This window comes from Rhodobacter sp. 24-YEA-8, from assembly GCF_900105075.1.
In the GTDB taxonomy this organism is placed as follows: Bacteria; Pseudomonadota; Alphaproteobacteria; order Rhodobacterales; family Rhodobacteraceae; genus Pseudogemmobacter.
In genome coordinates, this window is the sequence record NZ_FNSK01000004.1 from 55,402 (window position 1) to 68,650 (window position 13,249).

Here is a 13,249-nt window from a genome sequence, read left to right on the forward strand (position 1 = left end):
CCCTGTCAGGGTTTCGCCGCGATGAACCGGCCAAAAGCGCGCGGCCCGGCGGGCATTTCCAGGCTGTCGATCACCTCGAGGCTCTGGCTGTCAATCACCTGAACTGTGTCTGAAAACCAGTTTGCCACCAGAATACGGCTTTCATCGGCGGTGGCGGCGACGCCCTCGGGATAGTCATCGGTTGCAATGCTGGTCAGCACCTCAAGCGAATCCGCATCAAAGACGGTCAGGCTCGCCTCATATTGATTGCTGACAAAGCCCTTCCCGGCGGCAAAGGCCACCGCATAGGGGCGCTCGCCGGTCGGGATGCGGGCGATGACCCTGGCGCTTGCAGAATCAATGACGCTGACCTGATCAGAGAGCACATCGGTCACGAATGCCCGCCCCTCATAAAGCGTCACACCAAAGGGGTGATGACCTGTTGCGACCTCGCGCGCGCCATCAGCTCTGATCAGGGTCACGCTGTCCGCGTCGCGATTGGCCACCACGATCAGACCGGGCTCTGCGGTGACGCCCGAAGGCATCGCCCCGGTTCGCCAGCGGCCGAGCTCTCGCCCGCTTTCCGGGTCGATCTCGGCCACAAAACCGGTGATGACGCTGACCAGCGCTGTGCCGCTTTCGGGTCGTATCGCAATGCCGAAAACCCCGTCGGGCAGTGGCCAGACTGCGCGGGCAGTGCCGTTCAGGTCAAAGACATGCAGCGCCGCCGGATCGGTCGCGACCGCAAGGATCAGATCGCGGCCCGCATCCGTTGCCACGCCAGCGGGTTTACCCGGCAAGGGAAGGCTCGCCAGGATCTCAAGGCTTGCGGTGTCAACAAGTGTCAGGGCATCCGCGTTTTGCGAGGTGATTGCGGCCAGATCGGCCCGGGCTCCGGGTACCCCATAAAGGCAGGCCAGGCATAAGGCCGCCCCGAACAGGGGTGCCCTGCAGGCCTGACGCAGGCTCATCCTGCCGCGCCGAACCGCACCAGCAGCGCGTCGACCATCTGCTGGCCGAGCGCCTCCACCGCGGCTGTCGACGCATCATCATTCAGATCCGCCGGCGGGTCGTTTTGCGGGAATGCGCGGTAGAAGGCCGATTTCAGCTCGACCCTGGCCTTGCCGCCTTCGTCTTTGATGGTGATATGCAGCGCGTAATTGGTGGCCTTGATGTAATCGAGATTATCCTCGGTCAGCCGGGTCGAGATCGCGAATTTCGCCGGGTCGATCTTCAGCAGCTCTTCATTGATCGAAACACCGTTGTCCAGCACCCGCACCCGGGTCGCGCCTTTTTCGGCACCCGTCGCCGTGATCGAGGTGACCGAGGGCAGCCAGGTCATGTCGCTGAAAGAACCGATCACCGCCCAGACCTCCTCCGGGCTGGCATTCAGCAGCACCGATTGTTCGGATTTCAGCCGCGACGGGCCATGGGCCTGTGCCATGCCCGCCAGCAGGGCAAGGCAGGCCGAAATCGCAATCATCAGTTTCTTCATTTCCGCATACTCCCACAGGCGGCGCGCCGCGCTTTTGCCGCAGGATGCGACCTGAATTAAGTTACGGGCAAATCATCCAAAAGTATTATCTGCCCTAAAATCATTACCTTATTATTTTATTATAGAGACAAACTGCTTTGTCACCTGCCCTTGCCATGCCCAGGTAAGGCAAGGGAGAATGGCATGATTAATCTGTCCCGGGCTGCATCCGGCCTTTTGTTTTCCGTCACGGCCCTCGCCGCACCGGGCGCCATGGCCGAAGAGACAACCGATTATCGCGTGGCGGTGATCCGGGTGGTGGCGCCGGGGCCAATGCCGATCTCACGGCTTGATCTACCACCTGACGATCTGGGTTTCGCCGGGGCCGGCCTCGGGACTGCGGATAATGCCACCACCGGCGGGTTTCTCGGTCAGAGCTTCACCACGGAAACAGTGCTTGCGACGCCAGAGACCGTAGAGGCAGAGATGCAAAAGCTGCTCGATGCCGGGATTCCCTATATCGTGACTTTGGCAGACGCGGCTACGACGGTGCGGCTCGCCGATATGGCGGGCGACCAGGCGCTGGTCATCAATGCGGCCTCCACCGATGACGCGTTGCGGGGCAAAGATTGCCGCGCAAATCTGCTGCATGTCGCGCCATCGGATGCGATGCTGACGGATGCTCTGGCACAATATCTGGTCTGGAAACGCTGGAATCGCTGGTTCCTGATCGAGGGCAACCACCCGGAGGACCAGGCGCTTGGCGCGGCCTATCGCAGGGCGGCCGAGAAATTCGGCGCGACCATCGTCGAAACCCGTATCTATGAAGATACCGGCGGCGCGCGCAGATCGGATTCCGGCCATGTGCAGGTACAGCGCCAGATGCCGGTCTTCACCCAGTCGGCCCCCGCGCATGACATCCTGGTCGCCGCCGATCACTCCGGCGTCTTTGCCGCATGGCTGCCCTATCACAGCTGGGATGCCAGCCCCGTCGCGGGCTCTGCCGGTCTGATGCCAGAAAGCTGGAGCCCGGCGCATGAGGCCTGGGGCGCCACCCAGTTTCAGAGCCGGTTCGAGAAACTGGCCGGCCGCCCGGCACGCGATGAGGATTATCAGGTCTGGATGGCGCTCCGGGTGATCGGCGAGGCCGCAACCCGCACCAAAGGCGGCGATTTCGACGTGATGCGCGCCTTCATCCTGTCGGACAAATTCGATCTGGCAGCGTTCAAGGGGCAAAAGCTGACCTTCCGCGACTGGGATGGGCAATTGCGCCAGCCGGTCTTGCTGGTGGCCGGCAATGTGGTCGCCTCGGTCAGCCCGCAGGAGGAATTCCTGCATCAGGTCAGCCAGCTCGACACCCTGGGCGTCGATCGCGCGGAAACCGAATGCAAACGATGAGGAGGAGGACGAGGATGAGAAGATCTGTGACCAGGCCCGTGATGCAGCCCGTGATCAGGCTCGCGCTTGCCTGTTCGGTTGCCTTCCTTGCCGGCCCGGCCCTGGCCGACAAAATTTTCGTCTCCAATGAAAAGGGCAATACCGTCACGGTTCTGGATTCGGCAACACTTGAGGTGATCCACACCATCACCGGCATGCAGCGCCCGCGCGGCATCACCGCCTCGCCCGATGGCAAACATATCTATGTCTGTGCCTCAGATGACAATCTGGTGCGGGTCTATGACAGCGCCACCTATGAAGAGCTGCCCTCGCTGCCCTCCGGCCCCGACCCCGAACTTTTCGTGCTCCATCCCTCGGGCAATCCGCTGTTCATCGCCAATGAAGACGACAATATCGTCACCGTGGTCGATGTGGTGACCCGACAGGTGCTGGCCGAAGTGCCCGTGGGGGTGGAGCCGGAAGGGATGGGGGTCTCGCCCGATGGCAAGATCGTGGTGAACACTTCGGAAACCACGAATATGGCGCATATGATCGACACGACGACCTATGAGATCGTCGCCAATGTACTGGTCGACAGCCGCCCGCGCTTTGCCGAATATACCCCGGACGGCAAAATCCTGTTTGTCACCGCCGAGATCGGCGGCACCGTTTCGGTGATCGATACTGCGACGAATGAGATCACCAGAACCATCACATTCGAGGTGGCCGGGATCCTGCCCGAGGCATTGCAGCCGGTAGGCCTGCGCGTCACCGCTGATGGGGCCAAGGCCTATGTCGCGCTTGGGCCGGCGAACCGGGTGGCGGTGGTGGATGTCGCAAGCCTCGAAGTGACAAATTACCTGCTGGTCGGGCAACGGGTCTGGCAGCTGGCTTTCTCGCCCGATGGCAAATTTCTCTACACCACCAACGGCAATTCCAACGACATCTCGGTGATTGATACCGCAACCGATGAGGTGACGGTTTCGGTGCCGGTGGGCGAGCAGCCCTGGGGTGTGGTTGCGGTCAAAACGGAATGAGGAGGATAGTATGAAAGCGATTGCCATTGCCGCCACCCTCGCGCTGACCCTGACCGGCAGCGCCAGCCTTGCCCAGCAGTTCGATTACGGATTTGCCGGGCTGATGGGCAAGGCCAACCGCGTGACCCTGCCGGATCTGATGCTCGGCTCGGGCAAGCCCGTGCAGCCGGACGGGCCCGTCGATCTGAAATCGGGCACCTATTACAAGATGAACATCGTGGCCGATGGTTCTGCCGAGCTGGCTTTGTCGGGCGGCGACTTCTTTCGTTCGATCTGGATCAATGAGATCGTGATCAACAAAATCGAAATTCGCCCGATGGGCGTGCATTCGCTGGAATTCGACGCGGGCGGCACCGCCGAGATCAGCTTTATCGCGATCACCCCCGGCAGCTTTTCGCTGTCTATCCCCGGATCCTCGGGAGAAAGCCAGAAGGCCATTTTCAACATCCGCTGAAAGGAGAACGACCCATGAAAAAACTGCTGCTTGCCGCCATGATTGCCGGCTTTGCCATGCCCGCTCTCGCCGATGACCACGACAAGGCCACCCCCGAACAGATTGCCAAAATCGACGAGGCCCTTGCCGCTGTCAGCTGCGAGGTGGATCCCGACAATATCGAGGTCGAGGAAGATGGCTCGTTTGACCTTGATGATGTGATCTGCGCCGATGGCCAGTATGATGTGAAACTGAACGCCGATTTCACCGAGAAAGAGCGCCGCAAGGAATGAGTGCAGACCAGGGCAGCGCGCTGAGGGTCGCAGGGGTCAGCCATCGCTTCGGCGCAACAGAGGCCCTGCGCGATGTGTCCTTTCAGGTCAGGAAGGGCGAATTCTGCGCGCTGCTCGGGGTGAACGGAGCGGGCAAGACAACGCTCTTTTCGCTGATCACCAGGCTTTATGACAGCTCTTCGGGGCTGATCGGGGTTGCGGGCTATGACGCCCGCCGCCAGCCGTCACAGGCCCTGGCGCGGCTTGGCGTGGTGTTCCAGAGCCGGGCGCTTGATGGTGACCTGACGCTGAGGCAGAACCTTGCCTATCACGCGGCACTGCATGGCATGGGCGGCACCGCCGCGCGCCGCCGGATTGCCGAGGTAACCGGCCTGGTCGGGCTTTCGGGCAAAGAGGCTGACCGGGTCTCGACGCTGTCAGGGGGGCAGCTGCGCCGGGCAGAGGTCGCGCGCGCGCTTTTGCACCGGCCGGAACTGCTGTTGCTGGATGAGGCCACGGCGGGCCTTGATCTGCGGGCACGGGCGGAGCTGGTCGCACTTGTACGCCGCCTGATTGCGGAAGAAGGCGTGTCGACGCTTTGGGCCACCCATATTTTTGAGGAAATCGCGCCGGAGGATCATGTCGTCATCCTGCACAGAGGGGCGGTTCTGGCTGATGGGCGCGCCGCAGAGGTCGCCGCAGGCGTGACGCTTGCCGAGAGATTTCTGGATCTGACCGGCGCGGGGCGCGCAGCATGAAAGGCTGGTCCATTGCCTTTGCCGGCATCGCCAGACGCGAATTCCTGCGCTTCACCCGCCAGCGCGAGCGGTTCCTGGCCGCGCTGGTCAGACCGCTGGTCTGGCTGTTCATTTTTGCCGCCGGCTTCCGTTCGGTTCTGGGCCTTTCGATCACGCCGCCTTACCGCACCTATGTGCTCTATGAGGTCTATGTGATCCCCGGGCTTTGCGGCATGATCCTCTTGTTTTCCGGCATGCAAAGCTCGCTTTCGATGGTCTATGACCGCGAAACCGGGGCGATGCGCAGCCTCCTGGTCAGCCCCTATCCGCGTTGGTTCCTGCTTGGCGCCAAGCTGTTTTCAGCGGTGCTGGTCGCGGTTTTGCAAGCCTATGCCTTTTTGCTGATCGCCTGGTTCTGGGGGGTTCGCCCGCCCTGGATCGGCTATCTGACGGTGCTGCCCGCACTGATCCTTGCCGGTCTGATGCTGGGTTCGCTGGGGCTGCTGATCTCATCGGCCATCCGCCAGCTTGAGAACTTTGCAGGTGTGATGAACTTCGTGATCTTCCCGATGTTCTTCGCCTCTTCCGCGCTTTACCCGCTGTGGCGGATGCGGGAATCAAGCGTGCTTCTGTATCACATCTGCGCCTGGAATCCCTTCACCCATTCGGTCGAGTTGATCCGCTTCGCGCTCTATGGCCAGATAGAGCCGCTGGCGCTGGCGGCCACCCTTGGCTGTCTGGTGGTTTTCTTCGGCGCCACCATTTTCATGTATGATCCGGCAAAGGGCCTCTGGCGCGGCCGGAAAGGAGGGGCGTCATGATCCTTCGCAGTCTCTTGCTGGCCGCGCTGCTGCCGGGTTCCGCACTTGCTGCGGGCGAGGCCGATCCCGACTGGCCCTGTATCCAGCGCCGCCAGCCGCAGCTTTCGCTTGGCCAGGTCTGGTCCGGGCCGCAACCGGACGAGGCGATCACTGCCCGCGCCGCCGAACCCGATATCCAGCGCGTCGCCTCGGTGCTGGCCTTGCGCCGCACAACACCCGAAGAGGCGGAGGCCCTGGTTGAGGCATTCGTCGCCGGGGGCAGCGATCCGGCCCGGCTGACCGCGCTTTATCTCGCCACCTTCGGGCATATCCAGCGCACCCGCGACCGGGTGATGGCCGGGATCACCCGCTACGCGCATAAACAGGCCGGTCTGGATGAACAGATCAAAGCCCGGCGGCATGAGTTCGAACAGCTCTCCGCAGCCGATTCGCCCGACTTCGACGCTATCGACAAGGCCGAGCAGGATATCGACTGGTCGACCCGGATTTTCCAGGATCGCCAGCAGGCCCTGACCTATGTCTGCGAAACGCCGGTCATTCTGGAACAACGCGCCTTTGCCATTGGCCGTCTGATCGGCGGAAAACTGCAGTAATGCGTCCTTATTGCACAGATTTGCGACCTGTCTGCAGTTAGGTCTCGATTCATAATAAGAATGTTCTAAGCTTCTTATGTCGTCTGCAGGGAGGTGCGGGCGTCAAAGGGGAGGGCAGAATGGAACATCAGACCGTCAAAGCGGGGGATGTCGCCGCGCCATCGGCTTATAAGTCCGTCCGGGACGTGCTTATCGTCGAAGACCATCCTCTGATGGGCGAGGCGCTTTCGATGACATTGCAGGCGGCCTTTCGTCTGACCCGGGTGCGCTGTGTCGCGACCCTTGCGCTGGCCGAGGCAACTCTTCGCGCCGAGGGGATCCCCGATGCCGTCCTGCTGGATCTGAACCTGCCGGATGTGAAGGGCATCGAGGCGGTGATCAGCCTGAAATCGCAGCTGGGCAAGCGCCCGCTGACGGTTATTTCCGCCGAGGTACAGCCCGAAATGGTATCGTCGGTGATCGCCGCAGGCGCCTGCGGCTATATCTCAAAATGCCTGCCCCGCTCTGAGATGGTCGAGGCGTTCCGCCGGATGTGGGAAGGCGAAACCGTATTGCCCGAGGGATTTGCCGAAGAAGCGGGCAATGGCGATCTTGCCGCGCTGACCCATAATTTCAGCACCCTCACCCAGCAGCAGATGAATATTCTGCGGCTGATCTGCCAGGGGCGGCCGAACAAGATCATCAGCTATGAGCTTTCAATCGCGGAGGCGACGGTAAAGACCCATATCGCGGCGATTATGTCGAAGATCCATGCCAGCAACCGTACCCAGGTGGCGCTGCTGGCCAACAGGGTCCGCCTGTTCGGGCGCTGAGAATGGACATCTCGCAGTCAGGTCGCCCTGCCCGGCCGATTGCCGCCTCGGCACGCGGCGGCTTTGTCGCGGTATCCGGATCGCTGATCTGCGCTTTCGCTGCTTTGGACCCCGCGCTGATCCTGGTTTTTGCCGATGATCAGGAACTGGTCACCCCGCTGACCGGCGCGCTGCATGACGCTTTCGGCGCCGGCTGCAAGGTTCTCGGCTGTTCCTCGGCCGGTGGCTTCTGCTTTGACGGATATCAGGAAGACAGCGTTGTCGCGATAGCCTTCCCCGCCAGCAGTTTCCGCGCCGAGGCGGTCTGTCTGCGCGGGCTGCGCCAGCATGTGACGCTGGACTGGATGGTCTCGCTGCGCGGTCTGATGGAGAAGTCGCGCGGACATGCCGGAAAATCGCGCTTCGGGCTGTTGCTGATCGACGGCTCCAGCGGTTGTGAGGAACTGGTGACCACGACGGTGGATGCGTCGTTGCCGGATCTGATGGTGCTGGGGGGCTCAGCCGGGGACGGGTTGCGGTTCGAACAGACAAGGCTGGCAATGGATGGTGTGGAATATGCCGAAAGCGCGCTGTTTTGCGTGATAAACACCGATTTCGACGTGAAAGAGGTGATTTTTGATCATTTTGTGCCGGTCGGCAACCGTATGGTTGTCACCTCTGCCGATCCGGAAACCCGGCTGATCCATGAGATCAACGCCGAACCCGCGGCCGAGGAATATGCAAGACTGATCGATGTGCGGGTGGATGAACTGGGACCAAGCGCTTTTGCCGAGAACCCCCTGCTGGAATGTGCCGGCGGGCGCCATTATGTCCGCGCGATCAGCGGCGTGACCCCGAATGGAGATCTGGCGCTGATGTGCTCGATCGAGCCGGGGGCGATCCTTACGCTGGGGCGCTCAGAAAGCCTGACCGAGGGGTTGCGGCGGCAGATGGAGCAGATCGGCCCGGCCGAACTGGTGCTGGGCTTTGACTGCATCCTGCGGCGCATTGCGGTTGAACGGGCCGGCGAGCAGGAGACTGTCGGCCAGCTCTGCCGTGATTTTCGCGTGGCGGGCTTTAATACCTATGGCGAGCAGCATGGCGGCATCCATGTGAACCAGACCTTTGTCGGGCTCGCGATCCTTGATCACAGCGGCGGCAAGGGCGTGGACAGCATTGATGTTGCGTGAGACGGACAGCCCCGGCCAGAAAATCACCAAGCTGACGCGGATCAATGAAGTGCTGATCCGCCGGCTTGAAAGCATCAGCCAGAAACGCGGCCCCGCCTATGCGTTGTCGCGGGCGGCTGAGGTGCTGGAGCGCGAGGTGGTGGCGCGCAACCTCGATCTTGAGACCGCGCTGGCTGAACTTGCGCTGATCAATACCGAACTGGCCAACGCGCGCGAGGTCGCCGACCAGGCCAATCGCGCCAAATCGCGGTTTCTGCGGGCGGCCAGCCATGATCTTTTGCAACCCCTCAGCGCGGCCAAACTGTTTCTCGCCCATCTTCGCGAAGTCTCGGGCGATGCGCTGCAACGCGACCTTGTCTCGCATCTGACAGCCACCATCGATTCCGCCGAAGAGCTGATCCGCGCCCTGTTGCAGATCGCCAAGCTCGACAGTCGCAGCTTTCAGACCAATCTTGCGCCGGTGGCGATGGGGCGGTTGTTTCGCCGGCTGATCATCGACACCCAGCCGGTGGCCAGCGCCCGGCGGATCGACCTGCGTTTTGTCGGATCGAAGGCCACCGTGCTGAGCGACGGGGTCTACCTGCGCCAGATCGCGCAGAACCTGATCACCAACGCGCTGAAATATACCACCGGCCGCAAGGTGCTGGTCGGGCTGCGTCATGACCGCAACAGTGCGGTGGGGCCTGCGGTCTGGTTTGAGGTGCTGGACCAGGGGCCGGGCATCGCGCCAGCCGATCAGACCCGTATTTTCAATGAATTTGAACGGCTCTCACTGGAAACGCAGCCCGGCACAGGTCTTGGCCTTTCCATCGTTCAGCGCGCCTGTGATCAACTTGACCACCGGCTCGAACTGATCTCGCATCCGGGCCTCGGCTCGCGCTTTCGCGTCAGGCTGCCTCTGGTCCAGACCCCCTCTTTGCCAGCGATGCCTGCAGAGGCACCCGATATGCCGCGCGCCGATCTGACAGGGCGCCGCGTCTTGCTGATCGAGAACGACCAGACCATGCGTCAGGCGATGCAATATCTGCTGGAAAGCTGGGGCATGATCGTCTGGCCCGTCGCCGGGAGTGACGAGGCGGTGCAGGTGGCGATGCTTGCCGCGCCCGACCTCATCCTCTCGGATTACCGGCTCGATGGCGAAGATACCGGGATGGCGGCGATCCGGCGCCTCTCGCAAGAGCTGGCCCTGGCGCCGCCGGCGCTGATTGTCAGCGCCGAACCCGCCGATATGATCCGCAGGAAAACCGGCGATCCGGGGCTGGAAATCCTGGAAAAACCTGTCGCCGCCGAAGATCTGAACCGCGCCATTCGTCACTCCCTCGGGGTGCTATGAGAGTGGCCCGGCGCTGGTTACGTCCCGGCCTGAGGCCCCGGCTGTGGACAGCCGCGACGCTGCTGGCCGGGCTGACGATGCTTTCGGCGGGGCTGGCGGTTTACGGCCTGTCACGCACCCAGTCCTACGCGCATGAGGCGATGGCGGCGCAGAGCCGGGTCGAGGCCTATGGTGTGTTTTCGGCGCGGGTGAATGACTGGATGATCGGCTGGCTCACGCGGCCGGAGACACCGCCCGACCCTGCCACGGTGCTGGCAACAATTGATCAGCTCGACCGGCTGGTCGCCGAGGATGTCGCCGGCGCCGCAACATCGGAACAACAGGCGCAGCGCGCACGGCAAAGCATGACCCCGGCGCGGCTGCGCGGCTTTTTCGGCCAGCTGGAAAAGACGCTGGCGCAATCCGGCCCGGGCACGCCACAGGGGGATGCGGCGATTGCCTTCTATATGGCACAGGCCCCCGAGGCCGTGGGCGGCCAGATCATCCAGGAAACCCGGCGTCGCGAAAATGCCCTGCTGGCGATGGATCGGCTGCAGAACACCCTGCGGATCTTTGCCCTTGCGGCGGGGCTGGCGGCGCCTCTGGTGCTGGCGGCGCTTTATCTTCTGGTGCTGCGCCCGCTGTTTGGCCGGCTGGAGCGGGTCACGGCCTCGGCCGAAAGCCTCGCAAGCGGTCGGTTCCCGCGCGGCGCCGGCGGGCATGACGAGCTTGGGCTGATGCTGGCGCGGTTGCGGCAGATGGCGCGCCGGCTGGACCGCAGGCGCGCCGGGCTGGAGCGCGACAGCCAGCGCCTTGAGGGTATCATCGCCGGGCGCACCGCTGATCTGTCTGCCGCGAATGAACGGCTGGCGCAGACCGATGCCGACCGCCGCCGTCTGTTCGCAGATGTCGGCCATGAACTGCGCACGCCCCTGACCGTCATCATGGGCGAGGCAGAGCTTGGGTCCCGCCATCCCGATCCGCTTGTACGCGCGGCCTTTCAGACAATCCTGGCGCGCGGCCAGCGTCTTAACCGCAGGATCGAGGATATCTTGCGCATCGCACGGTCTGACTCCGGTCAGCTGGAGCTTTGCCGCGACAGGGTGTCGCTGGATCAGGCGATCAGTGCGGCGCTGACGGATACCGCGCCTTTGCTGCGCCGCGCCGGGGTCAGCGTCCAGACAGAGGTCGCAGAGATCCATCTCTGCGCCGATTCCGACTGGCTACGCCAGGTCTTTGCCGGCCTCTTCGAGAATGCCTCGAAATATGCGGGGCGCGGCGCAGAGGTGGCGGTGACTGCCAGCGAAGAGGATGGGATTGCCCGGATCGTGATCACCGATACCGGGCCCGGCCTCGCCCCCGGCTTGCGCGATCAGGTGTTTCGCCGCTTTGCCCGCAGCGGAAATGCTCCGGGCTTTGGTGTCGGCCTTGCCCTTGCGGCCTGGGTCGTGGAAGCTTCGGGTGGACGCATGGGCCTGTTGCCCGAAGATCGGTCCGAAGCCGGTTTTGCGCAGGGAACGCAGGATCACCGGGGGCTTGGGGTGCAGATCGAGCTGCCGCTTTGGGAGGAGAGGTAATGGCGCATATTCTGGTGGTCGAAGACGACCCTGACATCGCCTCGCTGCTGTCGCGCGGGTTGGAAGCGGCCGGCCATCAGGTCGAATGGGCCGAGACGGCCGGGGCCGCCGCGGATTTCGTTGAGACGCGCGGTTGCGACGCCGCGATAATCGATATGATGCTGGGCGGTGACAGCGGTGCGGAATTGCTGGCCGGGATGCGGGCGCGGGGCAAGCGCATGCCCGCGATCATCCTGTCTGCCCTGAACCGGATCGAGGATCGCACCGAGGGGCTGGAAGCGGGCGCCCAGGACTATGTTGTGAAACCCTTCCAGCTCTCGGAGCTGCTGGCACGGCTCGAGGTGCAGCTGCGCCGTTCGGCGCCGCGCATCGCGCCGGTGACGCTGGCCGATCTGACCTATGACGCCACATCGCGCATGGTGACCGGCGCGGCGCGGCCACAGATGATGACCGAACGCGAAGGCGAATTGCTGGCCTATCTGCTGCAACGGCCCGGGGTTCTGCTGACGCGGGGCGAGTTGTTTGACGCGCTCTGGGCGCAGCATGGTGGCTCGACCGAGAATGTGGTCGATGTCTATCTGGGCTATTTGCGGCGCAAACTGGGGAATTTCACCCCCTATGGGCTCAGCCTGAAAACCCTGCGCAGCCGCGGCTTCATGCTGACGGCGCAGGGGGATGATCCGTGAAGCGCCTCGCGCTGGTTCTGGCGCTCTGCCTCAGTGGGGCGGCGTCGGCGGGGCCGCTTTCGGATCTGATCATGGCGGAAGGTGTCTTTGCTGATGCCAGGGCCGGCGCGGTGCTGCAATACAGTCTCAGCCGTAATGGGCCGGGCGATGCGGCACCGGCGCAATCGGTGCTGCGCCTTCTGGTGATGGAAGATAACGGCACGAAATTTCTGCTGCTGGACCAGGAATCCGGCGGCACGCGCAGCGAGATTGCCCGCTTTCCCGCCGCCAGCGCCAATCCGCTTTTGTTGTATTTTCTGGAAAATATCGTCCGCGATATGAGCCAGGCGACCGGGGGCAACCCTTTCTACATCCGCAACCGTATCCGCGCCGCGCTGATCGCCGCAGAGGCCGCGCCCGGATCTGATGGTCGCATCACGGTGACACTGGAGCCTTTCGCGGCGGATCCGAACCGCGACCGCCTTGGCGCCTTTGCCGGATTGCAGCTGCAGCTTTCCTTTGCCCCTGAAGAGCCCGGTCGCCTCCTCAGCCTTAAGGCGGATACCAGAGCCGGGCCGGGTGGCTATAGTGAAGAGATGATCCTGACCGGGGGGGAATGATGCACCGCCGCCTTGTAACCGCTGCTTTGCTGCCACTGCTGCTTGCCGCCCCTGCGGCCGCCGAGACGCTGGCCAATGACTATCCGACCGAGGCGCGGGCGGAATATGTCTTCACCTGCATGACCGTCAACGGCCAGACCCAGGATATGCTGCGCCGCTGCTCCTGTTCCATTGATACGATTGCCTCGATCCTGCCCTATGACAATTTCGTCTCGGCAGAGACGGTGCTGCGGATGCGGATCGGCGGCGGTGAGCGTACCGCGCTGTTTCGCGGCAGCCCGACGATGCAGGCGGTCGCCGCCGATCTGCGCCGCGCCCAGGCCGAGGCCGAGATGGTCTGTTTCTGAACCAGACGGCGCAGCCTGCGGGCG

Annotated in this window: 16 protein-coding genes; 14 read left to right on the forward strand and 2 right to left on the reverse strand. The window is 63.1% G+C overall.

Features of this window, described 5'->3' with window-relative positions; translation table 11 throughout:
* Positions 1–5 precede the first annotated feature (5 nt).
* Together BLW25_RS20650 and BLW25_RS20655 are read right to left on the reverse strand one after the other, a co-directional pair.
* On the reverse strand, positions 6–950 hold the full coding sequence (locus BLW25_RS20650; RefSeq protein WP_092903691.1) for a YncE family protein: 945 nt from the start codon (positions 948–950) through the stop codon (positions 6–8).
* Entirely contained in the window at positions 947–1,474 is a 528-nt protein-coding gene (locus BLW25_RS20655) for an SRPBCC family protein (RefSeq protein WP_092903692.1), read from the reverse strand. Before BLW25_RS20655 ends, BLW25_RS20650 begins: the two co-directional genes overlap by 4 nt.
* Before the next feature lie 183 nt (positions 1,475–1,657).
* Between BLW25_RS20655 and BLW25_RS20660 the strand changes: the two genes are divergently transcribed.
* The 14 genes from BLW25_RS20660 (at position 1,658) to BLW25_RS20725 (ending at position 13,225) form a co-directional block, all read left to right on the forward strand.
* Positions 1,658–2,851, forward strand: coding sequence for an ABC transporter substrate-binding protein (locus tag BLW25_RS20660; protein WP_394328455.1), 1,194 nt, complete (start codon positions 1,658–1,660; stop codon positions 2,849–2,851).
* Positions 2,852–2,892: 41 nt separating this feature from the next.
* Positions 2,893–3,867, forward strand: coding sequence for a PQQ-dependent catabolism-associated beta-propeller protein (locus tag BLW25_RS20665; protein ID WP_092903693.1), 975 nt, complete (start codon positions 2,893–2,895; stop codon positions 3,865–3,867).
* 10 nt (positions 3,868–3,877) lie between these two features.
* Complete coding sequence (locus tag BLW25_RS20670; protein WP_171909682.1) at positions 3,878–4,321, forward strand: cupredoxin domain-containing protein; 444 nt, start codon at positions 3,878–3,880, stop codon at positions 4,319–4,321.
* Between the two features lie 14 nt (positions 4,322–4,335).
* Positions 4,336–4,593 carry a hypothetical protein gene (locus tag BLW25_RS20675; RefSeq protein WP_092903694.1) on the forward strand — a complete coding sequence of 86 codons (258 nt, stop codon included), beginning with the start codon at positions 4,336–4,338 and terminating at the stop codon, positions 4,591–4,593.
* On the forward strand, positions 4,590–5,330 hold the full coding sequence (locus tag BLW25_RS20680) for an ATP-binding cassette domain-containing protein (protein ID WP_092903695.1): 741 nt from the start codon (positions 4,590–4,592) through the stop codon (positions 5,328–5,330). Before BLW25_RS20675 ends, BLW25_RS20680 begins: the two co-directional genes overlap by 4 nt.
* Entirely contained in the window at positions 5,327–6,130 is an 804-nt protein-coding gene (locus BLW25_RS20685; RefSeq protein WP_092903696.1) for an ABC transporter permease, read from the forward strand. The genes BLW25_RS20680 and BLW25_RS20685 overlap by 4 nt, the downstream gene beginning before the upstream one ends.
* Positions 6,127–6,723, forward strand: coding sequence for a hypothetical protein (locus BLW25_RS20690; RefSeq protein ID WP_366268596.1), 597 nt, complete (start codon positions 6,127–6,129; stop codon positions 6,721–6,723). Before BLW25_RS20685 ends, BLW25_RS20690 begins: the two co-directional genes overlap by 4 nt.
* 119 nt (positions 6,724–6,842) lie before the next feature.
* Positions 6,843–7,535, forward strand: a complete 693-nt coding sequence (locus tag BLW25_RS20695) for a LuxR C-terminal-related transcriptional regulator (RefSeq protein ID WP_092903698.1) — start codon at positions 6,843–6,845, stop codon at positions 7,533–7,535.
* A gap of 2 nt (positions 7,536–7,537) precedes the next feature.
* Entirely contained in the window at positions 7,538–8,704 is a 1,167-nt protein-coding gene (locus tag BLW25_RS20700) for an FIST N-terminal domain-containing protein (protein ID WP_092903700.1), read from the forward strand.
* Positions 8,694–10,037 (forward strand): ATP-binding response regulator, encoded by a 1,344-nt coding sequence (locus tag BLW25_RS20705; RefSeq protein ID WP_092903702.1) that lies wholly within the window; start codon positions 8,694–8,696, stop codon positions 10,035–10,037. The genes BLW25_RS20700 and BLW25_RS20705 overlap by 11 nt, the downstream gene beginning before the upstream one ends.
* A gap of 2 nt (positions 10,038–10,039) precedes the next feature.
* Complete coding sequence (locus BLW25_RS20710; RefSeq protein WP_171909683.1) at positions 10,040–11,593, forward strand: sensor histidine kinase; 1,554 nt, start codon at positions 10,040–10,042, stop codon at positions 11,591–11,593.
* Entirely contained in the window at positions 11,593–12,279 is a 687-nt protein-coding gene (locus tag BLW25_RS20715) for a response regulator transcription factor (RefSeq protein ID WP_092903706.1), read from the forward strand. Before BLW25_RS20710 ends, BLW25_RS20715 begins: the two co-directional genes overlap by 1 nt.
* Positions 12,276–12,878: a hypothetical protein gene (locus tag BLW25_RS20720; protein ID WP_092903708.1), complete on the forward strand. Its 603-nt coding sequence runs from the start codon at positions 12,276–12,278 to the stop codon at positions 12,876–12,878. The genes BLW25_RS20715 and BLW25_RS20720 overlap by 4 nt, the downstream gene beginning before the upstream one ends.
* Complete coding sequence (locus tag BLW25_RS20725) at positions 12,878–13,225, forward strand: hypothetical protein (RefSeq protein ID WP_092903710.1); 348 nt, start codon at positions 12,878–12,880, stop codon at positions 13,223–13,225. The genes BLW25_RS20720 and BLW25_RS20725 overlap by 1 nt, the downstream gene beginning before the upstream one ends.
* Positions 13,226–13,249 lie beyond the last annotated feature (24 nt).

Bases quoted from the DNA above. Each gene is read 5' to 3' on its own strand.
- BLW25_RS20700 (WP_092903700.1), top strand. From the start codon at position 7,538: ATGGACATCTCGCAGTCAGGTCGCCCTGCCCGGCCGATTGCCGCCTCG.
- BLW25_RS20715 (WP_092903706.1), top strand. From the start codon at position 11,593: ATGGCGCATATTCTGGTGGTCGAAGACGACCCTGACATCGCCTCGCTG.
- BLW25_RS20675 (WP_092903694.1), top strand. From the start codon at position 4,336: ATGAAAAAACTGCTGCTTGCCGCCATGATTGCCGGCTTTGCCATGCCC.
- BLW25_RS20650 (WP_092903691.1), bottom strand. From the start codon at position 950: ATGAGCCTGCGTCAGGCCTGCAGGGCACCCCTGTTCGGGGCGGCCTTA.
- BLW25_RS20670 (WP_171909682.1), top strand. From the start codon at position 3,878: ATGAAAGCGATTGCCATTGCCGCCACCCTCGCGCTGACCCTGACCGGC.
- BLW25_RS20665 (WP_092903693.1), top strand. From the start codon at position 2,893: ATGCAGCCCGTGATCAGGCTCGCGCTTGCCTGTTCGGTTGCCTTCCTT.
- BLW25_RS20655 (WP_092903692.1), bottom strand. From the start codon at position 1,474: ATGAAGAAACTGATGATTGCGATTTCGGCCTGCCTTGCCCTGCTGGCG.
- BLW25_RS20690 (WP_366268596.1), top strand. From the start codon at position 6,127: ATGATCCTTCGCAGTCTCTTGCTGGCCGCGCTGCTGCCGGGTTCCGCA.
- BLW25_RS20680 (WP_092903695.1), top strand. From the start codon at position 4,590: ATGAGTGCAGACCAGGGCAGCGCGCTGAGGGTCGCAGGGGTCAGCCAT.
- BLW25_RS20660 (WP_394328455.1), top strand. From the start codon at position 1,658: ATGATTAATCTGTCCCGGGCTGCATCCGGCCTTTTGTTTTCCGTCACG.
- BLW25_RS20695 (WP_092903698.1), top strand. From the start codon at position 6,843: ATGGAACATCAGACCGTCAAAGCGGGGGATGTCGCCGCGCCATCGGCT.
- BLW25_RS20705 (WP_092903702.1), top strand. From the start codon at position 8,694: ATGTTGCGTGAGACGGACAGCCCCGGCCAGAAAATCACCAAGCTGACG.
- BLW25_RS20725 (WP_092903710.1), top strand. From the start codon at position 12,878: ATGCACCGCCGCCTTGTAACCGCTGCTTTGCTGCCACTGCTGCTTGCC.
- BLW25_RS20685 (WP_092903696.1), top strand. From the start codon at position 5,327: ATGAAAGGCTGGTCCATTGCCTTTGCCGGCATCGCCAGACGCGAATTC.